The 20,790-nt window shown below is 63.6% G+C and carries 19 protein-coding genes; 6 read left to right on the top strand and 13 right to left on the bottom strand.

All coding sequences use genetic code 11. From position 1 onward, the window contains the following. Positions 1-5: 5 nt before the first annotated feature. Genes nadC through mnmE form a run of 3 tightly spaced genes read right to left on the bottom strand, consistent with a single transcriptional unit; the run spans position 6 to position 2,816 of the window. A complete protein-coding gene (gene nadC, locus CWE17_RS03310) occupies positions 6-881 on the bottom strand; it encodes a carboxylating nicotinate-nucleotide diphosphorylase (protein WP_131455208.1) in 876 nt (291 codons plus the stop codon). Then, a complete protein-coding gene (locus tag CWE17_RS03315) occupies positions 881-1,387 on the bottom strand; it encodes a TerB family tellurite resistance protein (RefSeq protein WP_236629485.1) in 507 nt (168 codons plus the stop codon). Before CWE17_RS03315 ends, nadC begins: the two co-directional genes overlap by 1 nt. A gap of 46 nt (positions 1,388-1,433) precedes the next feature. After that, positions 1,434-2,816 (bottom strand): tRNA uridine-5-carboxymethylaminomethyl(34) synthesis GTPase MnmE, encoded by a 1,383-nt coding sequence (gene mnmE, locus CWE17_RS03320; RefSeq protein WP_131454950.1) that lies wholly within the window; start codon positions 2,814-2,816, stop codon positions 1,434-1,436. Positions 2,817-2,896: 80 nt separating this feature from the next. On the opposite strand from mnmE, the gene CWE17_RS03325 reads away from it, so the two are divergent. Continuing rightward, entirely contained in the window at positions 2,897-3,382 is a 486-nt protein-coding gene (locus CWE17_RS03325; protein ID WP_131454951.1) for a DUF2062 domain-containing protein, read from the top strand. 36 nt (positions 3,383-3,418) lie between these two features. On the opposite strand, the gene CWE17_RS03330 is transcribed toward CWE17_RS03325, so the two are convergent. From CWE17_RS03330 to CWE17_RS03340, 3 genes are read right to left on the bottom strand one after another with little or no spacing between them, the layout of a single operon-like run. Continuing rightward, positions 3,419-4,234: a class I SAM-dependent methyltransferase gene (locus CWE17_RS03330; protein WP_131454952.1), complete on the bottom strand. Its 816-nt coding sequence runs from the start codon at positions 4,232-4,234 to the stop codon at positions 3,419-3,421. Beyond that, positions 4,200-5,393 (bottom strand): cyclic nucleotide-binding domain-containing protein, encoded by a 1,194-nt coding sequence (locus CWE17_RS03335; protein WP_131454953.1) that lies wholly within the window; start codon positions 5,391-5,393, stop codon positions 4,200-4,202. Before CWE17_RS03335 ends, CWE17_RS03330 begins: the two co-directional genes overlap by 35 nt. Before the next feature lie 18 nt (positions 5,394-5,411). Then, a complete protein-coding gene (locus tag CWE17_RS03340; protein WP_131454954.1) occupies positions 5,412-7,745 on the bottom strand; it encodes a bifunctional (p)ppGpp synthetase/guanosine-3',5'-bis(diphosphate) 3'-pyrophosphohydrolase in 2,334 nt (777 codons plus the stop codon). A gap of 56 nt (positions 7,746-7,801) precedes the next feature. Here CWE17_RS03340 and CWE17_RS03345 point away from each other — a divergent pair, with 56 nt between their 5' ends. Next, positions 7,802-9,409, top strand: coding sequence for an ABC transporter ATP-binding protein (locus tag CWE17_RS03345; RefSeq protein ID WP_131454955.1), 1,608 nt, complete (start codon positions 7,802-7,804; stop codon positions 9,407-9,409). Here CWE17_RS03345 and CWE17_RS03350 read toward each other — a convergent pair. From CWE17_RS03350 to CWE17_RS03360, 3 genes are read right to left on the bottom strand one after another with little or no spacing between them, the layout of a single operon-like run. After that, a complete protein-coding gene (locus CWE17_RS03350; protein WP_131454956.1) occupies positions 9,363-10,370 on the bottom strand; it encodes an RluA family pseudouridine synthase in 1,008 nt (335 codons plus the stop codon). The two genes, CWE17_RS03345 and CWE17_RS03350, sit on opposite strands and share 47 nt — an antisense overlap. Next, a complete protein-coding gene (gene ylqF / locus CWE17_RS03355) occupies positions 10,367-11,233 on the bottom strand; it encodes a ribosome biogenesis GTPase YlqF (protein WP_131454957.1) in 867 nt (288 codons plus the stop codon). The genes CWE17_RS03350 and ylqF overlap by 4 nt, the downstream gene beginning before the upstream one ends. Beyond that, entirely contained in the window at positions 11,230-11,613 is a 384-nt protein-coding gene (locus tag CWE17_RS03360; protein ID WP_131455209.1) for a universal stress protein, read from the bottom strand. Before CWE17_RS03360 ends, ylqF begins: the two co-directional genes overlap by 4 nt. A 98-nt stretch (positions 11,614-11,711) precedes the next feature. On the opposite strand from CWE17_RS03360, the gene pgk reads away from it, so the two are divergent. Further along, the gene (gene pgk, locus CWE17_RS03365; RefSeq protein WP_131454958.1) at positions 11,712-12,920 is read left to right on the top strand and encodes a phosphoglycerate kinase; all 1,209 of its coding nucleotides are present in this window, start codon (positions 11,712-11,714) and stop codon (positions 12,918-12,920) included. A 50-nt stretch (positions 12,921-12,970) separates the two neighbouring features. On the opposite strand, the gene CWE17_RS03370 is transcribed toward pgk, so the two are convergent. Continuing rightward, entirely contained in the window at positions 12,971-13,426 is a 456-nt protein-coding gene (locus CWE17_RS03370) for a hypothetical protein (protein ID WP_131454959.1), read from the bottom strand. Positions 13,427-13,502: 76 nt separating this feature from the next. Between CWE17_RS03370 and CWE17_RS03375 the strand changes: the two genes are divergently transcribed. Continuing rightward, on the top strand, positions 13,503-14,441 hold the full coding sequence (locus tag CWE17_RS03375; protein WP_131454960.1) for an NAD(P)-dependent oxidoreductase: 939 nt from the start codon (positions 13,503-13,505) through the stop codon (positions 14,439-14,441). Between the two features lie 21 nt (positions 14,442-14,462). Here CWE17_RS03375 and CWE17_RS03380 read toward each other — a convergent pair whose 3' ends face one another. After that, entirely contained in the window at positions 14,463-15,203 is a 741-nt protein-coding gene (locus CWE17_RS03380) for a hypothetical protein (protein WP_131454961.1), read from the bottom strand. A 62-nt stretch (positions 15,204-15,265) separates the two neighbouring features. Between CWE17_RS03380 and CWE17_RS03385 the strand changes: the two genes are divergently transcribed. Next, positions 15,266-16,342, top strand: a complete 1,077-nt coding sequence (locus CWE17_RS03385; RefSeq protein WP_131454962.1) for a glycosyltransferase — start codon at positions 15,266-15,268, stop codon at positions 16,340-16,342. A 23-nt stretch (positions 16,343-16,365) separates the two neighbouring features. Here the strand turns inward: CWE17_RS03385 and CWE17_RS03390 are convergent, their stop codons facing one another. Further along, entirely contained in the window at positions 16,366-17,478 is a 1,113-nt protein-coding gene (locus CWE17_RS03390; RefSeq protein WP_131454963.1) for a histidinol-phosphate transaminase, read from the bottom strand. 102 nt (positions 17,479-17,580) lie between these two features. Here CWE17_RS03390 and CWE17_RS03395 point away from each other — a divergent pair, with 102 nt between their 5' ends. Continuing rightward, complete coding sequence (locus CWE17_RS03395) at positions 17,581-18,399, top strand: pentapeptide repeat-containing protein (protein ID WP_131455210.1); 819 nt, start codon at positions 17,581-17,583, stop codon at positions 18,397-18,399. A 23-nt stretch (positions 18,400-18,422) separates the two neighbouring features. Here the strand turns inward: CWE17_RS03395 and CWE17_RS03400 are convergent, their stop codons facing one another. After that, positions 18,423-20,732 (bottom strand): type II secretion system protein GspD, encoded by a 2,310-nt coding sequence (locus CWE17_RS03400; protein ID WP_131454964.1) that lies wholly within the window; start codon positions 20,730-20,732, stop codon positions 18,423-18,425. Between the last annotated feature and the right edge of the window lie 58 nt (positions 20,733-20,790).

The raw sequence follows: 20,790 nt of genomic DNA on the forward strand, positions 1-20,790 counted from the left end.
TCTGATCATCCCCCGGCGGGGGTGAAACGCATGCTCAGATCCAGCCAGCTGCTGCGCGTCACGGGTGCACTGGTGGAGATGAGATCAAGACCGCTGGCCGCATAGGCCGCAAGCGCATCCGGCTGGATCCCTGAGGCCTCCAGCACCACCGGTGCCGCGCCGGGGCGAGCACGCGCCTCGTCCCGCAGTCGAGGCACCAACGCCTTCAGCTCCTCCGGGCTGAACTCATCCAGCAGCACCCCATCGGCGCCGGCCCGCACGGCCGCGATCGCTTCCACCTCGGTTTCCGCTTCCACAATCACAGGCGCCGGCCAGGGGGCCGAGGCGCGCACAACCGCCATCGCCGCCTCCACCCCCCCAGCCCAAGCCAGGTGGTTTTCCTTGAGCATCGCTGCATCGTCTAAACCCATGCGGTGGTTCAAACCACCGCCGCAACGCACGGCGTATTTCTCCAAAACCCGCAGCCCTGGCGTGGTTTTGCGGGTATCCGCCAACTGCACACCTGAGCCCTTCAGCTGGGCGACCAGCGCTGCGGTGGCCGTGGCAATCCCGGAGAGGCGCATGGCCAGGTTCAGGGCCGTGCGCTCCATCGCCACCAGCGCCTGGGCCTCAGCGTCCAGTTCGAGCACACGTTGCCCAGGCTTGACCAGCTCTCCCTCGTCCACCAGCAGCCGCACCCGCGCCGCAGGGTCGAGAAGGCACAGCAATGGCTCCACCAGCACGCCACCGCAGAAACGCCCCTCAGCCTTGGCGACCCAGTGAGCAGCGCCATGGCACCCGTGAAGTGCGGGAGCTGTGAGATCGCCGCGGCCAAGGTCCTCCATCAGCCAGGCCTCCAGCTGCGCGCGTAGCTGCGGGGTGATCAACAAAGGAGCCACCATCAGAGCCAACTGGTGCCAGAGGCTTCCAGGGCTTCGATCGAGGGCCAGGCCCCCCAGCCAAATAGGAGCTGGTTCAGACGGTCCATCAAGGCCGGGGTCTCCTGAAGAGCCTGACGGGCGGCCCATTCGGCCTCTTGCACCTGGTCATCGGAAAGGTTGAGAGCCTCCAGCAGGCGTCGGTAAGCGACCCGCTCAGCGGCGTTGATGGCACTGTCATCCTCTGGCCCCTGACTGCTGCACGCCATCTGATAGGCGAGAGACACCATCTCGATGCGCACATCCTTGTCCTGGAGCTGGCCGACCCAGGCCTCCAGATCCGAGGCCTGCTCAGCCTGCAAAGCCGCCAGCGCATCCTCGGGATCCACCTGCGGCAACAGGCGGGCCGACAGCTTGCCCAGCAGCGCCCTCTCTTCCGGAGCCACCTCCCCATCCACACTCGCCACCCAACACAACAACTTCAACTGAGCCTGTTGCGCGGGGTTGAGGCCAGCCAGGGGATCAGTCACCGGACACACCGAGCGAGAGGCCTTCATTCTGGGAGCCCAGCGGCCCTCACTTGCCGATGCAGAACCGGGAAAAGATCCGATCCAGCACTGATTCGGTGAGCTCCTCCCCGGTGATTTCACCAAGACTGTGAATTGCCTGACGCAAATCGATCGTCCAGAAGTCCCAGGGCAGCCCTTCGGTCGCCACCTGCTCACTGCGGGCCAGGGCATCGGCGGCCTCCTGAGCCAGATCCGCCTGGCGTTGGTTCAGGGAGAGGAGCAGGGAGCCGTCTGTCAGGGCTCCACAACGCTCCAACATGGCCTGCACCAACTCAGCCTCCCCAGCTCCGGTGCTGGCACTGAGACGGATGTCGGCAGCAGAGCCAGGCAGCCGCGCCGGGGTGTCCGTGCCAGCAAGATCCACTTTGTTGCCCACCAGCAGATGGGGCACAGCGGCGGGGATGCGTTGCCGCAGCGCCTCATCCTCGGGCGTCCAGCCCGCGCTCAAGTCAAAGAGGAGCAGCACCAGATCAGCACTGGCCAGGGCGTCATGACTCCGGGCGATGCCAAGCTGCTCCACCGCATCGCTCGTCGCCCGGATGCCAGCGGTATCGAGCAAGGTGATCGGCACCCCCTCCAGCACGATCTCGCTCTCCAACAGATCACGGGTGGTGCCGGGTAGGTCGGTCACGATCGCCCGCTCCCGACGGCTAAGCCGATTCAGCAAAGAGCTCTTGCCCACATTCGGACGTCCCACCAGGGCCACCCGCAGGCCACTGCGCAGGGCCGCGCCCCGTTCAGCATCCGCCACCAGAGTGCGTAGATCCCTTTGCACCGCCTGCAGCTCATGCAGTAAGGCCGCACTATCGAGCGGGGGCAGATCCTCCTCGAAATCCACGCGCGCTTCCAGCTCACTGAGCTGATCCAGAAGTCGTTCACGCAGGGGCGTGATCCGTTGCTGAATCCCGCCGTCTACGCCGGCCATCGCCAGCTGCGCTGCCCGCTGACTGCGCGCCGCCACCAGATCACTGATCGCTTCAGCGCGGGTCAGATCCAGGCGACCGTTCAGCACCGCGCGCTGGCTGAACTCTCCCGGCAGAGCCCGGCGCACCCCGGGCTGTTCCAACACCCTGGCCAGAACACGCTGTATGGCGATCACACCCCCGTGGCAATGGATCTCCACCACGTCTTCGGCGGTGAAACTGCGCGGCGCCAGCATCAAGAGCAGGAGCACCTCATCAATCCGCTCCTCGCCGTCAGCGGCGAGCACGTGGCCGTAAAGCACCCGATGGCTCTCCCAGGGCTGGTGGCCGGGAATGCGAGTCACGGCGCGCACAGCCGCCTGAGCCTGGGGCCCCGAGAGGCGGATCACCGCGATGCCACCCTGCCCCGGGGCCACAGCCGTCGCGACGGCTGCAATGGTGTGCGGACCAGAGCTGCTCTCAGACATTGGCGCGTTGGGCCGATTTCAGCTCTCTCCTCTCTACGATCGCAAGCCACACCCTTCTCCGCAGGCGACGGACTGCACCCATGGCCCGGATGCTCCTGAAGGATGTGCAATCCAGAGTTCGACGGGCGATGACCTGGATCTGGGACCAGGAAGGCACGCCAGGACAGCGGGCGCGTGGTGTGAGCGCTGGCGTCTTCTGCGGCTGCTTTCCCTTCTTCGGGCTGCAGATCATCCTCAGTGTGGGTATGGCGTCCCTGCTGCGGGGCAACCATCTTCTGGCCGCCGCTGCCACCTTGATCAGCAACCCCTTCACCTACGTGCCCCTCTACTGGTTCAACTACCAGGTGGGTGATGCGCTCATTGGGAACGGTCAAGGTCCTGCCCTGAACAGCATCAGTCGCAGCACGCTTTGGGAGCAGGGCTGGGGGTTCAGCTCCCGCCTACTTCTTGGTTCAGCCGTGGTGGCCACAATCCTCGGCGCCGTGCTCGGACTGGCGGCCTACGCCCTCTTTCACGCCCGAGAGTCAGTGAAAATGCCGAACGGCAGTAACGGCTCACACAGCTGAACACACCCATCGCAAGATGGTCATGCCAGCTATGGCTCAGGGGCGAACGCCACGGGCGAGGAACACACCCACAAAAGCCCAGGCCCTGGGATCATCCACTAGGGCATCAGCAGCCTCCAACGTGGCGCGAGCCGCTTCAAGTTCCTCTCCTTCGAGCAACAGGCGTTTGAATCCGAGCGTGATATCGAGAAACGCCCGCATCCCGAGCTGTCTTGACGTCACCGTCTCCACATGCACGTCGACCGGGTCGTAGCCGCTCTCCTCCAGCAGGCGACCAAGCTGGCGGCCGATCTGGCGATTACCACCACGCCGTTCCTGGGCACGAGCCGCATGCGTCGTGAAGGTCGCGAAGCCCTCCGGTTCGGGGACCAACGTCAACCAGCTGTCGTCGATATCAAAAATGCACAGCACACCACCGGGCTTCAGCAGAGCTCGAATCGCTTCCAGAGCCTGCAACGGCTTTTCAAGGTGCTGGAACAGCAGCCGGGCATAGATGAAATCAAACTGCCCCTGCTCGAGGGGAGGGGCATAGACATCACCCTGTAAAAAACGAATCGACGCCAACCCCGCGGTCGCCGCTTCTTCGCGGGCGGCGGCGAGCAACTCACCGTTCAGATCCATGGCCGTGACCCGCGAATTGGGATGGGCCTGGGCGATCAATCGGCTGATCACCCCAGGGCCGCAGGCCAGATCGAGCACAACCTGGCCATCCGCCAACCCCATCCTCTCGAGCAGCTGCAGTTCGAGCTGGGCCGAGCGCTGAGCCTGAAGCTGAAGCCGCTCGAGTTCACCGCTCTCGTCACCGAGGGCGGTGAAGTCATAGGAGCCGGCGGCGTTGGGAGTAGTCGTCATCAGGGGCATCCCAGCTGAGCTGAAGTAGGCGTTCCGTCGTGCTGGAAAGGCGTTCCGACAGCACCAGCGCCAGGTTACGCAACACAAGCGCCATCGCATCCGGTTGGGTGCGCAGCGCTTTGTTCAGAAAGGCCTGAGTGAGCACCAACACCCGCATGTCCGTGGCCGCCACCACATCAGCACTGCGCTGCCTTCGGCCAAGGAAGCCCATCTCTCCGAACACATCACCGGGCTTGAGCACAGCAAGCCCAAACCGTTGCCCCTGATGCTGCCGACTCACCTCGGCAAAGCCCTCCATCACCACGAACAGGTCCTGCCGAGACTCGCCCTCCGAAACGATGCGATCTCCAGCGGCGCACTGCAACACGGTGCCGGTTTTCAGCAGACGACGGGACTGCTCATCGCTCAACTCCTGGAGAAGCGGTAGACCCTGGCCCGGCTGACGCAGGGCATCGCCAGCCAGCTCCCAGAATTGATCTGGATCCACCAGGCGATGGTTCAGTCCCCAATAACTCTGAGACTGTTGATCGAGCCAAATCCCATCGGCCTCTGCATCGACGCATTGGGCAAGCGCCGGATGGCGCATCAGGGGAGAACGACTACGGCGCAGATGATCGCGATCGCGGAGGGCCAGCAACATCGGCACCTGATACCCCACACCAGGCCAGGCGATGCCGGCACAGAAACGGCGATACCCCAGCTGCTCATACAGCTCGATCAATCCGGGATGGGCGTGACAGAGATCAAAACGGATGCCCTGCTCGAGGGCATCGGCAAAGCAACGGTTGAACAACAAACCAAGGGAGCCACCACCGCGCCAGTCGGCGCGGAGCATCAGCCTGGAGGTGTATGACAGCGCAGCGAGGGGTGCCTGCTCAAGCAGAAAGTCCAGTGCAATCGGGCGCAAAGCTTCCCGGGCCGACGCCATAGCTTCAAGGCGATTGAAGCGAAGCGTGCCGACCAGAGCACCTTCACCATCGCGGAGAACATAGAGGCTGGCACTGGCATCAAACCGATCCATGAGCTCGCGGCGGTCATGGTTGGCATCCGGTGGAGACTTGCCCATCTCCTCCACATACACCGCGTAACGAAAGCGAAAAACCTCCTGACGCTCGGCCTCCGAAATGGCGAGCGAAACGCTGGTGTGCTGATCGGTCAAGGCCCTATCTCCTGGCGATCAGCTCTGCCCGGTCCGGGCGATATCGAGCACATCCGCCATGGAGCGGATCTGATCCATGGTGCGCTGCAACAGGTCAGCACTGGCCAGCTCTACTCGCAAGTCGATACGGGCCGGTTTGCCGTAGGCCGTTTTCACACGAGCATCACTGACGTTGATCGATCCATCAGACAGGCGCATCAGGATGTCTTTCAGGATGCCAACCCGATCGATCACCTCGATGCGCAATTGCACGGGGAAACGCTGACCATTGCGGGCATTCGCCGGGTTCCAGCGCACAGGCAATCGCCGTTCGCTGGGAATTGCCTCCACGTTGGAGCACTCTCGCCTGTGAATGGTGATCCCATGGTTGCCAAGGGCCACCGTTCCCAGGATCGCTTCACCGGGGAGCGGGCTGCAGCAACCACCCAGACGGTAATCAAGACCCTCGACTCCGAGGATCGGGACGGCATCGCCGTGGTCATGGCGAGCCGGCGCTGATTCCGCCTGTTCCACCAGCTTGCGGGCCACATCCTCATTGCTGAGGGGCTGGATCTCCGCCGCGGATTGGAGACGAATTTCCTCCCGGAGCCTGTTGAGCACCTGATGAAGGGTGACGGCACCGAAACCGAGGGCCGCAAGCAAGTCGTCGGTGCTGTTCAGATTGCACCGCTCGGCGACACGGGTCATCGCCTCGCTATTGAGCAAGGCATCGAAACCGCTCCGCCCCAGCTCACGCTCCAACAGCTCCTTGCCGCGCTGAATCGTTTCATTGCGATGGCTGCGCTTGTACCACTGGCGGATGCGATTTCGCGCCGTTGGCGTGGCCACGAAATTGAGCCAATCGAGGCTGGGGTGTGCGGTTTTACTGGTGAGAATGTTGACGAAATCACCGTTCTGCAACGGTGTTGAGAGAGGGCAGAGGCGATCGTTGATCCTCACGCCATGGCAGTGATTACCCACCTCGGAGTGAATCCGGAACGCGAAGTCCACCGCCGTGGATCCCTTGCGCAGGCCAACCACATCGCCCTTGGGAGTGAACACGAAGACCTCTTCGTCGAAGAGATCTTCCTTGATCGACGCCAGGTAGTCGTTGTGATCATCGGCGCCCCCCTCCTGCTGCCAGTCGACCAGCTGCCGCAGCCAGTTGAACCGTTCGGTATCCCCGCCTGCCGCCGGTGACCCCCCCTCTTTGTATTTCCAGTGGGCCGCAATTCCGAACTCCGACACCTGGTGCATCTCCAGAGTGCGGATCTGCACCTCGATCGGCCGATGCCGGCCGATCACCGCTGTGTGCAGCGACTGATAGCCGTTGGGCTTAGGAAGGCCGATGTAGTCCTTGAAGCGTCCGGGGATCGGCCGAAAGGTGTCGTGCACCACGGCCAGGGCCCGATAGCAGCTCTCCACATTGGGCGTGATGATGCGCAGAGCGGCCACGTCGTAGATCTCGTGGAATGCCTTCTGCTGCCGCTGCATCTTGCTCCAGATGCCATAGAGGTGTTTCGGTCTACCACTCACCTCACAGCTCCCAAGGCCCACAGCCGCCAGACGATCGCTGAGCAATTGCACAGTCACCCCGAGGCGTTCCTCACGCTCACTGCGCTTGGTGGCCACCTGCTGCTGGATCTCCCGGAAGGCTTCCGGCTCCAGCAACTTGAAGGCCAGGTCTTCCAGTTCCCATTTGAAGCGACCGATGCCAAGACGATTGGCCAAGGGGGCATAGATCTCCCGGGTTTCCCGGGCAATGCGCTGACGCTTCTCCTCCTTGAGCGACCCGAGGGTGCGCATGTTGTGAAGACGATCCGCCAGCTTCACCAGCACCACGCGGATATCGCTGGCCATCGCCAAGAACATCTTGCGCAGGTTCTCCGCCTGAGCTTCGGTGCGGTTAGTGAAGTGAAGTCCTCCCAGCTTGGTGACGCCCTCCACCAGCTCACGCACCTCGGCACCGAAATGATTTTCGAGCTGAGCGGGAGTCAGATCGGTGTCTTCCACCACGTCATGGAGGAAGCCGGCGGCGATCACTGGCGCACTGGCACCGATATCGCGCAGCAAGTCGGCCACGGCCACCGGGTGCACGATGTAGGGGTCGCCGCTGGCGCGGAACTGACCCTGATGCAACTGGAACGCGAAATCAAACGCTGCCGCCAGAAGCGCTTCGGGGTCGGTCGGGCAGCTGTATCCCTCGCCAGGGGGCACATGGGTGAGGCACTCCCGCAGCCAGTCGGGCAGATCGATGCCGTAATCCTCGATCGTGCGGATCGGATGCACCCTTGGCACAGGCTGGTCGCACCCCTCTGCTGCACTGACCGCATCGGTCTGTGTCGGTTCCGGCGCAGAGGTGACGTTCAGCATCCGACCCGGCAGGGTCAATCCATGGTATTGAGTCGGGTGCCCCTGTGCTGCCATTGATGTCCAGCGGTTCTGGGTTGGTGCTGGAGCTCAAGCAGTTGAGGCTGCGCTACCCGAGCAGTAATCGCTGGACCCTGGATGGGCTGGACCTTGAGCTGGAGCCGGGGGAGCGCCTCGCCCTGGTGGGCCCCTCCGGCTGCGGGAAAAGCACCGTGGCCAGAGCTGTACTCCAGCTGCTGCCGGCCGGAAGCCAGTGCCTCGGCGGCCTGAAATTGCAGGGTCAGGACCCCAGAACGCTGGGCCGCTCAGCACTCCGGCAGCTACGTGGCGAAGCGGTGGGCCTGGTCTTTCAGGACCCGATGACCCGCCTCAATCCGTTGATGACGGTGGGGAATCACCTCCTCGACACCCTCAGAGCCCACAGGCCGGCCACTCCATCCACGAAACGGCGCAACCGGGCCGAACAGCTGCTGGAAGCGGTGGGCATCGGAGCCGAGCGCTTCGGCGCCTACCCCCATGAATTCAGCGGTGGCATGCGCCAGCGCCTGGCGATCGCTCTGGCCATGGCCCTTGATCCGCCGCTGGTCATTGCCGATGAACCCACCACCAGCCTGGATGTGGCCGTGGCGAACCAGGTGATGGGCGCTCTGCAGACGCTCTGTGCAGAGCGGGGAAGCGCCTTGCTGCTGATCAGCCACGACCTGGCGATGGCCAACAGGTGGTGCGAACGGATGGCCGTGCTCGATCAGGGGCGGGTGGCGGAGCTCAACAGCAGCCTCACCGTGCTGACAGAGCCCCGGTCCGACGTGGGCCAGCGCTTGGTGGCGGCAGCACGCCAACGGGAGGGAGGTCAGACCCCGGCGGCTCCAGAGAGCCGACTGCTGCTCCGCGTGGAGAACCTGCGCTGCTGGCACAACCTGGGGGGGCCACCCTGGGCACCCACGTGGCTCAAGGCGGTGGATGGGGTGAGCTTTGCGCTGCAGGCGGGGGAATCCCTCGGGGTGGTCGGCGGCTCGGGCTGTGGCAAGAGCACGCTCTGCCGCGCCCTCATGGGCCTGAACCCGATTCGGGGCGGGCAGGTGTGGCTCAACGGGCAGGAGCTGTTGCGCCTGCGCGGCCCCCAGGAGCAACTGGCGAGGCGTTCGATCCAGATGGTATTCCAAGACCCCTTGGCCTGCCTGAATCCGGCCATGCGCGTGGTCGATGCCATCGCTGATCCGCTGCTCATCCACGGCTTAGCGAAACCGGCAGCCGCACGGGAACGGGCCCGGGAGCTGCTGGAACTGGTGGGCCTGACTCCGGCCGAAGAGTTTCAGAACCGTCGGCCCCGGCAGCTCTCCGGCGGCCAGCAACAGCGGGTGGCCATCGCCCGGGCCCTCGCCCTCGACCCACGGGTGCTGATCTGCGATGAGAGCGTGAGCATGCTCGATGCCGAGATCCAGGCTGAAGTGCTCATGCTGCTGCGCGGTCTCCAGGCCCGCCTTGGAGTCGCGATGCTGTTCATCACCCACGACCTCTCCGTGGCCAGTGGGTTCTGCCACCGGGTGATCGTGCTCGACAAGGGGAAGATCGTGGAGGAAGGCCGCGGTGATCAGGTGCTGCAAGCACCGGAAGCGGCAATCACCCGAAAGCTGGTGGCGGCGTGTCCCCGCCTACCCGCCGTCTGAGCACCGCCAGAAGCTTCTGCATCACAGCCGGCAACGGCGCCTCAAACAGCATCCGCTCCCGCGTGATCGGATGGTCGAGGCCGAGTTGAAAGGCGTGCAACGCCTGCCCCGGAAGCTCGATCGGCAATTTTCGGCAGCGGCTGTAGGTGGGGTCCCCCACCACCGGATGGTTCATGTGAGCGCAGTGCACCCGGATCTGGTGGGTGCGGCCGGTGTCGAGCTTGAACCGCAATAGCGAGTAATCACCAAGCCGCTCCTGCAAGCTCCAGTGGGTGCAGGCATAACGCCCGCTCTCTCCGCTCACCACCGCATATTTCTTGCGATCCGCTGGATGGCGACCGATGGCGCCAACGATCGTGCCGGAATCTCCCTGGGGCACCCCATGCACCACCGCGAGGTACTCCCGAGACGCGATCCGTTTCTGGATCTGCACCTGAAGCTTCACTAACGCCTCCTGGGATTTGGCGATCACGATGCAACCTGTGGTGTCCTTGTCGAGCCGATGCACGATGCCCGGCCTGAGCTTGCCGCTGATCCCAGGTAGATCGGGGCAGTGGTGAAGCAAACCATTCACCAGCGTGCCGTCTTTGTTACCCGGTGCCGGATGCACCGTGAGCCCCGCCGGCTTGTTGATCACGATCAGGTGCTCGTCTTCAAAGAGCACATCGAGATCCATCGGTTCCGGCTTCAGGTAAGGCAGCGGTTCCGGCGGTGGCATCCACAGCTGCACCTCATCGCCCTGGCGCAGGGGCGTTTTGGCCTTGCCGGTCTTGCCGTTCACCCGCACAAAGCCAGCGTCAATGAACTTCTGAATCCGGGCCCGGCTCTGCTCGGATCGCTGGCTCACCAACCAGCGATCCAGACGCATCGGCAGGGGCTTGGGATAGGTGAGCGACACCAGCTCCCCCTCCCCTTCGCCGAAGGCCTGAGTGAAGACCTCCTCTGGCAGCGGTGGCCTCAAACCGGCAACTCCAGGGCAATGCTGCCAAGGGCCGACTTGCGGAAGTCATCCATCAGGCGCTGGCTCATTCGCGCCGTGTCGGCCGAGGTATGACGCTCTGCAGCGGCCTGCATCCAGAGGGCGGGATCAGCCGTGTCCCCAGCCAGAGGGATGCCGTAACGCGACTCCAGCAGTGGCAGAGACACCCCGGAGCCCTGGCGCTGCTCCAGCGCCGCCAGCAGACGCAAAAACGCTTGCGCGACGAGTTCACCGTCATAGGCGGCCTGACCAATGTCATCACAGAGAGCCAGGTGCAGAGCCGCTCGCTGGTCATCCAGCCGCGGCGGCAGCACGCCGGGGGCATCCAGCAGATCCAAGTCCTGCCCTAAACGCACCCAACGCAGGGTGCGGGTGACTCCAGCACGGCGGGCGCTGGCGACCACCTTCTGCTTCACCAGACGATTGATCAGCGCCGATTTCCCCACATTCGGGAAGCCGAGCGTGAGGGCCCGCACCGGGCGAGGACGCATTCCCCTGTTGCGGCGTCGTTCATTGAGCTGGTCGCCGGCGCGGATCGCTGCCTGCTGCAGCTGTTTCACACCCGTTCCGGCTTTGGCATCACACCAGACCGTGCTCTGCCCCTGTCCCTTGAACCACTGCTGCCAGGCCTCGCGCGCCTCAGCGGTGACCATGTCGCGTCGATTGATCACCAGCAGGTGCTGCTTGCCCGTGATCCAGCGATTGAGGTGAGGGTGGCCGGTGGCCAGAGGGATCCGGGCATCGCGCACCTCGATCACCAGATCCACCTTGTCGAGATTGCGCTTGAGCTGCTGCTCCGCCTTGGCGATATGGCCCGGGTACCACTGAATCGGGGGGGAACTCACGGCACGACCAACACAGGGCAAGGGGCGAGCTGAATCACCCGTGCCGCAGTGCTTTCGGTGTCTGTGTCCAGATTCACGCCGCGGGTGCCCATCACGATCACATCCACATTCAACTCGTCGGCCACATCACAGATCACAAAGGCCGGCTTGCCCTCCCGCTCGATCACCTCGCAATCGAGGCCTGCATCCGCAAAACGTTGGCGGGCCTGCTCGAGCAGCATGGCAACAGCCGCAGGGGCATGCATCTCTGGTCGCTCAGGCTGCACCACAGACAGCACGATCAGGCGACTGCCATGGCTCTGGGCCAGTTCCAGGGCCTTGCCGGCGGTTTCGATCGCCTGGCGGCTCTGATCGATCGGAAACAGAACGGTGCTGAACATAACGGCCATCCCGACACAGACCTTTCAGGCCAGTCCTAGCGAGTGCTGCGGAACTCGGGTTAATCTCACCCCGTTTTCTTACCGCACGACACAACCCCATGGCGAAGCGTTCCCTGGCCAGCCTCTCCGGCACCGACCTCAGCGGCAAACGCGTGCTTGTGCGGGTTGACTTCAACGTGCCTCTCAACGATGCCGGCGCCATCACCGATGACACCCGCATCCGCGCTGCCCTGCCCACCATCAACGATCTGATCGGCAAGGGCGCCAAGGTGATCCTTTCCGCTCACTTCGGCCGTCCGAAGGGCCAGGTGAACGATGCCATGCGTCTGACACCCGTGGCCGCACGCCTGAGCGAGCTGCTGGGCAAGCCTGTGGTCAAGACCGAGAGCTGCATCGGCCCCGACGCCGAAGCCAAGGTGGGCGCCATGGGCAATGGCGATGTTGTGCTGCTGGAGAACGTGCGTTTCTTCGCTGAAGAAGAGAAGAACGAAGCCGGTTTCGCCGAATCCCTGGCTGGCCTGGCCGATGTGTATGTGAACGACGCCTTCGGCGCCGCCCACCGGGCTCACGCCTCCACCGAGGGTGTGACCAAGTTCCTGAAGCCTTCCGTCGCCGGCTTCCTGATGGAGAAGGAGCTCCAATACCTGCAGGGTGCCGTGGATGAGCCCAAGCGCCCCCTCGCTGCCATCGTCGGTGGCTCCAAGGTGAGCTCCAAGATCGGCGTGCTCGAAGCCCTGATCGACAAGTGCGACAAGGTGCTGATCGGCGGCGGCATGATCTTCACCTTCTACAAGGCCCGCGGCCTCGCAGTGGGCAAGAGCCTCGTGGAAGACGACAAGTTGGAGCTTGCCAAGGAGCTGGAGGCCAAGGCCGCTGCCAAGGGCGTGCAGCTGCTGCTGCCCACCGATGTGGTGCTGGCGGATAACTTCGCTCCCGATGCCAACAGCCAGGTGACTGCGATCGACGCCATCCCCGACGGTTGGATGGGCCTCGACATCGGCCCCAATTCGATCAAGGTGTTCCAGGAGGCCCTGGCCGACTGCCAGACCGTGATCTGGAATGGCCCCATGGGCGTGTTCGAGTTCGACAAGTTCGCCGCTGGCACTAACGCCATTGCCACGACCCTGGCCGAACTGAGCGGCAAAGGCTGCTGCACGATCATCGGCGGCGGTGACTCCGTGGCCGCAGTGGAAAAGGCCGGCCTGGCCGAGAAGATGTCCCACATCTCCACCGGCGGTGGCGCCAGCCTCGAGCTGCTGGAAGGCAAGGTGCTGCCCGGCGTCGCCGCCCTCGACGAGGCTGCTTGAGCCAATGAGCTGCTTGAGCTGACAAGCTGCTTGATCAAACAGCAGGAGCTTCAGCTCCCCCGCGGGCCGTTCCACCAGGAGCGGCCTTTTTGCTGACGCTGCTCAGTCCGGAGCCAGCCCTGGTGATCAGGGCGCAGCGGCAGGCCCAGACGGCGACGTTCCGCATTCATCACCTGTCGGCCCTGCGCATGAAGCACCCGACGGGCCTGGCGCTGGTTCTGCTGGCAACGGCCGAAGGCCTCGGGCGTGCGCGCCTGCTCCAGACAGCGCCGCTGCGAACGCAACAGGGCCAGGCGTTGGTCGTAACTGCGCAGCTCCCAGTCGCGGCGGGTCTGGAACAACTGCTGTTTCTGGCTGTCGGTGAGCCCCTTGACGTTCTGTTCGTGGATCGACCAGCGACGCCCCGGTTCTGGGTCAGCCAAGGCCAGACCTGGTTGCAGGGCAGCGACCGTGAGGGCCGCACAGGCCATCCGCTGAGCCTGCTGCCAACGCGTCGTGAAAGCCATGGGATCCATCCGAAAGAGGACCCGCTCATGCTGCGCCGATCGGCAGGGCAGGATCTGACCGGAACGGCAGCCAACGATGACTGAATCTGACCTGCAGGCCCCGGCCCCTATCGCCTGCATCGGCCTGGGGGCCCTGGGGCTGCCGATGGCCATCAACCTTCGGCGCGCGGGCTACGAACTGCACGTGCATACCCGGAGCCGAACCCCCGAGAGCGATCCCGCCCTTCAAGGCGCTCCAGGTGCAGACACCCCCGCCGAAACGGTGCAGGGCTGCAGAGCCCTGCTGCTCTGCGTAAGCGATGACGCCGCTGTGGAAGCCGTGCTCTGGGGGGAGCACGGTGCTGGGCCGGCCCTGACGACCGGCAGCCTGGTGATCGACTGCTCCACCATCAGCCCGGCCACATCCCAGGCCATGGCGCAACGCCTGGCGATGCGCGGTGTGCGCTACCTCGATGCTCCGGTCACCGGCGGCACGGAAGGAGCGAAAGCCGGCACACTCACCGTGCTCTGTGGCGGCAGCGCCGCCGATCTGAAACGAGCCCTGCCAGTCTTGGAGGCGATCGGCGGCTCCATTCACCATTTCGGTGCCGTCGGCAGCGGCCAACAGGTGAAAGCGGTGAACCAGGTGCTGGTGGCCGGCAGCTATGCCGCCGTAGCTGAGGCGATCGCCCTGGGACAGCACCTGCAGCTGCCGATGGAGCAGGTGGTAAACGCCCTGCAACACGGGGCGGCTGGATCGTGGGCTCTGCAGCACCGCTCCGGGGCGATGCTCGCCGACACCTACCCACTGGGCTTCAAGCTGGCTCTGCACCACAAGGATCTTTCGATTGCCCTGGAGGCCGCCCAGGCGACCGGCCTGGAACTGCCGATCACGGCAGCCGTGCGCGCCCAGGAAGCTGAACTGATCGACAACGGACTTGGCGATGCGGATGTATCCGCGCTGCGCCGCGCCCTACCCAGAAATACAAACACGAAAGAAGCACGAAGCCGTCACGAAAAAGAGACGCTCAAGTAACAAAATCGTGCCTGAAGGGGTTCAGAGCTGGCTGCGGTCGTTCACCACCCGCACCCGCTTGGTCACGGTGATCACCCCCTCCGGATGCACCACCAGGGCGGCCCAGGTCTGAGAACCGGGCTGGAAAGGAGCCTGCACGGATTTGAACAGACCACCACCGCCCAGGGGCTCGAGCTGGATGTCCGGACTCTGCTGCTCGGCCACCTGCGTCGGGGTCAAACCGATCAGACCACCGGCGAGCAAAGCGTCACCGAGGGGCTGATCCAGCACCACATCCACGTCGTAACGACTGCCGGTTAGCACCGCATCGGGGATCAGGAGGCTGACGGGCAGGGGCTTGCTGGCACTGGTGAGCACCGACTCCTCCTGAAGGATCTCCTGGCCGGTGATCAAGCCCCCCTGGGTACTAACGGCCAGTTGCTGGCTGGCCTTGAGCGTGTAACGCAAGCCATCTTTTTCGCGGGTGCCGCTCACGGCCACGCTCAACGTCGGGCGACCATCAGCCAGGGGCTGCCCTGCCCGCAAGCTCCAGCGGGCATCAGGGAACTCAGCAGCGAAACGCCGATAGCGACGGCCAATGACCCCCTGCTGCTCCGGCGCCAAGAGGGCATCAAGCCCGTTCTGCTGCGGAGCATTCAGGGCCTGCTGCAAACGCTGCACCAAACCAGATGCTGGGCTTGCAGGCTGAGTGGTGCCTGCCGCCAGGGCGGAGCCACTGGCCAACAACAGGGCCGAGAGGGCGGTGAGAGCGGGTCGGAACACGCGGCTGATCCTCGTCGGCACTGCCTTTAAGTTAAGGCGCCTTTTGATCGCCGCCCGCTGCCATGTCTCGGCTTCTGATCGCCGCCAGCGGCACCGGCGGTCATCTGTTTCCCGCCCTGGCCGTTGCCGAAGCCCTGCCGGACAGCTGGCAGGTGCGCTGGCTGGGGGTGCCCGATCGGCTCGAAACCACCCTGGTGCCGGAGCGCTATGGACTGGAGACCGTACGGGCGGGCGGCCTACAGGGACGGGGGCTGCGCAAACTGCTGCAACTGGTGCAGCTGCTGGCCGCCAGTGGCGCCGTTCGGCGCCTGATCCGCCGCCAGCGAATCCGCGTGGTTTTCACCACCGGGGGCTACATCGCCGCACCTGCGATCCTTGCGGCCCGCTGGTGTGGGGTGCCGGTGGTGCTGCACGAATCCAATGCGATCCCCGGCCGGGTCACTCGGCTGCTCGGACGCTTCTGCACCCAGGTGGCCGTCGGTCTGCCTGCGGCAGCTGAGCGCATTCCGGGCTGCCGGGCCCTCGTCACCGGCACACCGGTACGCAAGGAGTTTCTCTCCCGCCAGACCTTGCCGGACTGGGTCCCCCAAGGTCCTGGCCCGCTCCTGGTGGTGATGGGCGGCAGCCAAGGAGCCGTAGGCCTGAATCGCATGGTGAGGGCGGTGCTCCCAAGGTTGCTGACGGCAGGGTGCCGCGTGGTGCACCTGAGCGGCAGCAGCGATCCGGAATCGGGAAGCCTCCAGCACCCCTCCCTGGTGGAACAGCCCTTCAGCGATGCAATCCCCGCGTTGCTGCAACATGCCGATCTGGTGATCAGCAGGGCCGGCGCCGGAAGCCTGAGCGAACTTGCGGTGTGCCACTCCCCCACGGTGCTCGTGCCCTTTCCCCAGGCAGCAGACCAGCACCAAGATGCCAATGCGGCCTGCGCCGCTGCCCTCGGCGGGGCCGTGATCGTGCATCAGCACGAGCCGGAGCATCACGCCCTAGCCGACTGCCTCTGGCGGCTGCTTGGACCACGCCTGCGGGGCTGTGATCCCGCCGTTGACCCCCTGATCAAGCTTGCTGAGGGGATGGAACGGCTGGAGGTGCGCGATGCCGAGCAGCGACTGGTGGAGGTGTTGATGAGGCAGCTGCGTTGACAGCAGGCTGGTTGCTGCGGTGCTCAGATCAAAGGCTGAAGCGCGAGCTGATCACGCAACGCCCGCACAATCCGGCGGTTTCCGCGTCGATCCTGCAGGCCAATCCGTAACCAACGCTCCCCTAGACCTGCAAACGAACGACAGTCGCGCAACAGCACACCGCGACGCGCCAGGCCTTCCCGCAGCGCCAGCAACGACGCAGCACCCTCAACCAGGACGTAGTTGGCATGGGAAGGACGAGGGTCCAGGCCGGGCAGGCATCGGAGCTGCCCGTGCAGCCAGGCACCCTCACAGCTCACCCAGCGCTGCACGCGCTGCTGCCAACGGCTGAGCCCCGAGGGATCGGCCATCACAGCGGACCCAGCGGCCAAGGCAAGACCATTCACTGGCCAGGGATCACGCCAGGCACTCCAACGCTGCAGCCGCTCCGGCGCAGCAATCGCATAACCCAGGCGCAATCCCGCCACCGCGAACAGCTTGGTGAGGCTGCGGATCACCACCAGGTTGGGGTAATCCGCCACAAGCGGTATCAAGGTCTGCTGTTCGCCGTTGGGCACCAAGGGCAGAAAAGCTTCATCGCAGATCACCAGGCGATAACGAGCCAGAAGCGGCTCCAGGGACGCGCGGCTCCAGAGCTGACCTGTGGGGTTGTGGGGGTTGGTGATCCAGACAACGGATGCATTCGCCAGCGAGTCCGGTGCGTATGGCCAAGGATGGGGATCGCTCTGATCAGGCCAGGCGAGCGGTAGCGACACAGACACACTGCCGGCGTCCCAGCAACGCAGGGCTCGGGCGTAATCAGCGAAACCCGGCTGGGGCAGAGCACTGAGCCCGAGCGCGGCCGCATCACGGGCCACCCAGGTGAAGAGCTCAGCAGCACCGTTACCTGGCAACACCTGCTCTGGTGGGACGCCATGCCAGGCAGCGATCGCTTCACGAAGGGCGGTTTGACGGCGATCGGGATAGTCACGCAGGGCACTGCTGCGCATGGCCTCAGCAAGGGCCTGTCGCAGTCGGCGGGGTGGAGAAAACGGCACCAGTGAGGCGCTGGCGTCAAGAACCCGCCCTGGATTCAGCCCAAACCGCTGCGCCTCCTGGATCAGGTTGCCGCCATGGGGAGGTGGTCCGCTGCTCACACCAGACGCCAGCTGCTTTCGCTCCATCCTGCCCATGACAGAACGGTCGACGCCGACGGACAGCCCCGATACAACCCAGGAGTCCCTCCCTTCTCTTCTGTGATGAAGCTGGATCGCGGCTGGCTGCTAGGAATCTGGATCGGCACAGCCGTTGCAGGAGCTCCCGGGGTGATTGCAGGTGACAGCGAAGCTCTGCTGAAACTGCTGCAGACCCGGCAATGCCCCAACTGCCGCCTCGCGGATGCTGATCTAGTGCACGCCGACCTCAGGGACGCCGACCTGCAAGGCGCCCGGCTGCAACGCGCCAATCTGGGCCAGGCACGTCTCGATGGTGCTGATCTCAGCGGCGCTGACCTGAGCTTCACCAGCCTGCGCGGCGCCTCATTACGGGGCGCCAATCTTGAAGGGGCAAGGCTGTATGGCACCGATCTACGCGATGCCGATCTCGCCGGAGCGAGGCTGGGCGCCAATGCGCTGGAAGAGGCCCACTGGCAGGGGGCGAAAACCATCACCACCGAAGCTCGCAGCCACGCGGCACTGCACAACGCGGGGGTGAATGCCGCTCTTGCAGGGCGCTGGCCTCAGGCCGAGGAGCTATTCAACGAGGCGATCGCCCGTCAACCGGACGAAGCCCTGAGCTGGGTGGCACGGGGAATCAGCCGAAGCGAACAGGCCAAGGATGAGCTTGCGGCCAGGGACTTCCTCTATGCAGGAACACTGTTTCAACAAGCCGGCAACCCTGCCATTGCAGAACAACTCCAGAAAGCAGCCGTTGCCGTGCAGAAACGCAGAACTGAGAGGACCGATCAACCATCCGGCAACGGCTGGGGAGGTCAAATCCTGAGCGGCATGGCGGGGGCCGCTCAGGTGCTCGCCCCACTGGCCATGAAAGCCCTAATCCCTCTGGGACTTGGGCTCTAGGCACTCAGACCTTTCCGTTCCGCTCAGGAGCCACTAAGAACCTGCCTCGCAGCGGGCAGGCTGGGCTTGTACCCGTAGCCATAGGTACCACCCAATTCATCATCAATGATGCGAGGGGTGACCAAGATAACCAGCTCATTTTTTCTGCGATTACCTCCGGAACTTCGGAAGAACTGCCCAATCAACGGCATATCTCCGAGAATCGGCCACTTGGTGACTGTTTGCACATCCTCATCCGAAATCACACCAGTAAGAATCAAAGTCTGACCGTCGCGCACACGGATCTTTCCAGTATCCAGAGACCGACTATTAATGACATTGATCGATCCACAGTTGGCAACTTGCTCAGGCCTACCGACCGCAGCAGAGATCTCCGGAGACAAAGCGAATGTAATGAATCCATTATCATCAATTCTGTCAACCCTCGCTCCAAACGTCAGCCCGGCATTACTGAAGACAGGCTGACAGAAATTATTGCCATTGATGTCCTGCTTGACCTCATAGGAAGTCACTAACTGCGTCCCCACAGACACAAGGGCTTCATTGGAACGCTCGCGGCCAACCTTGCCATCAGATGAGATCTTCGCAGAATCCGAGCCTTGAGCGGATTCATCTCCCTCCTGAATAATCAGCGTTGGACTGGCCAACACCTTAGTGGATGAAGACTGAATCTGAGCAACGAGGAAATCAAAGAACTGATTGGTGGGGTACTGGAAGCGAGTTGGAGACTCATAAGTAATTTCTCCGTCTCGAGTCTCTGTGACTCCTGGTTGCAAAGGATTTTGATAGGTACCAAAACTTGGACGGTAGGGCCCACCGATGGTCGTCGAAGACCCTGGCAGCGGATAAGCGGCCTGCGGCTTATCAATAAATCCTTTTTCTTCATTAATCACGCCAGTGCCTGGCACCGGCGTTGTGCCTTCCTGGGCTGTGTATGTACCAGGCAATCCCCCTTGCGCACTCCCAGGCGGCTTATAGGCGCCGAAATTGGCCAACAGCTTTCCCTGATCACTCACGATGAATGCATTTCCAGACCGGAAGGCGAAGCTGTTATTGATCTGAGAATCATTAGTCAGTGAAATATCAAGGATCCGCACGTTTAAAGCGACCTGACGCTGACGCAGATCGATCTGCTTGAGGTAGCCCTCAGCGACAGCAACAAGCTGTGAGTCCCCCACCATCGTGACCGTCTGCAAACGGGAATCCGTTGTCACAACAAGGCCCAGAAGCGGTCCAGAGGAAGCGCCAAAACTCTCACTATTGAGCGTGGTGGTCTTGGTCTGAGAGGTCTGAGTGCTGAGCTGAGCTGTATTTGCAGCGGACGGTTCCCCCGAGGTGGTGGTCTTCGTATTCGTGAGGTTGTAAGTGGCGCCAAGATTTCCCAGATATTTGGCTGCTGATTCAGCTGTCACTTGATTCAGTCGCACTACTTTTGACATCTGGGGGCCAAATGTCTTGGACGCAGCGCTGCTGCCAACCAACAATGTGCGGCCGTCCAGTTTTCCCTGTAAGCCAGAAGCCAGCAGAACGCCATTGAGAGCTCGGGCATAACTCTCCCCCTGAAAAGCCATCGAGACCGGTCGACCGCCAGCGATTCCGGCCCCAGCCGTCCCGGAACTCGCAGGAGCGCCCCCTTCCTCCCCCACATACACGAATCCATACCCCCCCAGACGAGCCAAGGCCATGAGGGCATCTTTGGCGGGGGCATTGTTGAGGGTCAGCGTCACCGGCGGACCGCTCACATTCACGAAACTGCGGTTCTGCAGCACCATCGTGCCCACCGCCATGTCCCCCAGTGGCGGTGCCACGGCACGAGGACGAAGGGGCGGCGCATAGCGGGGCTGAGGCACCCGACCGGGGGTGTTGAGATCGAATCGGCCGCTCTGCAACTGCGGCGTGCCAAGGCCGTTGAAAGTGAGAACCAGATTGCGGCCATCGGCACTGACCACCGGATCCTGCACAGCCTGACCAGGAAGACGCCTGACCAGGAGCTCGAACTGATCGCCCGAGCCGCTCAGGCTCACCGTTTCAATGCCCAGCTCGGGCAATGAGAGCCGCTGCCCACCCGAATCGAGCGCCCGACTCCCCTGAGTGCGCAGACGCCCTTCCCAGCTCGAGCCGTTCTGGCGCTGCTGCAGGACAGGCTGAGCGCCGACCCCCTCAATCACCACATCAAGGGCATCGCTGCGGCGCTGCAGGGTCAACCTCAGGACCTGGCCCTGGGCAAGCGCAGCCGAACGTCCTTGCTGTAAACCAAATCCGGAGAGATCCGCGGCTGCCCCCCCGAGCACCAACGCCAAAGCCATTGGCGTCAGACATCTCGAGGCACCCATGCGCAGAATCGCTATCGAAGATGGCCGGATGGTATCGAGCGCATCCAGCTGGAGCCAG

It is taken from the genome of Synechococcus sp. BS56D (assembly GCF_004332405.1).
Classification (GTDB): domain Bacteria; phylum Cyanobacteriota; class Cyanobacteriia; order PCC-6307; family Cyanobiaceae; genus Synechococcus_C.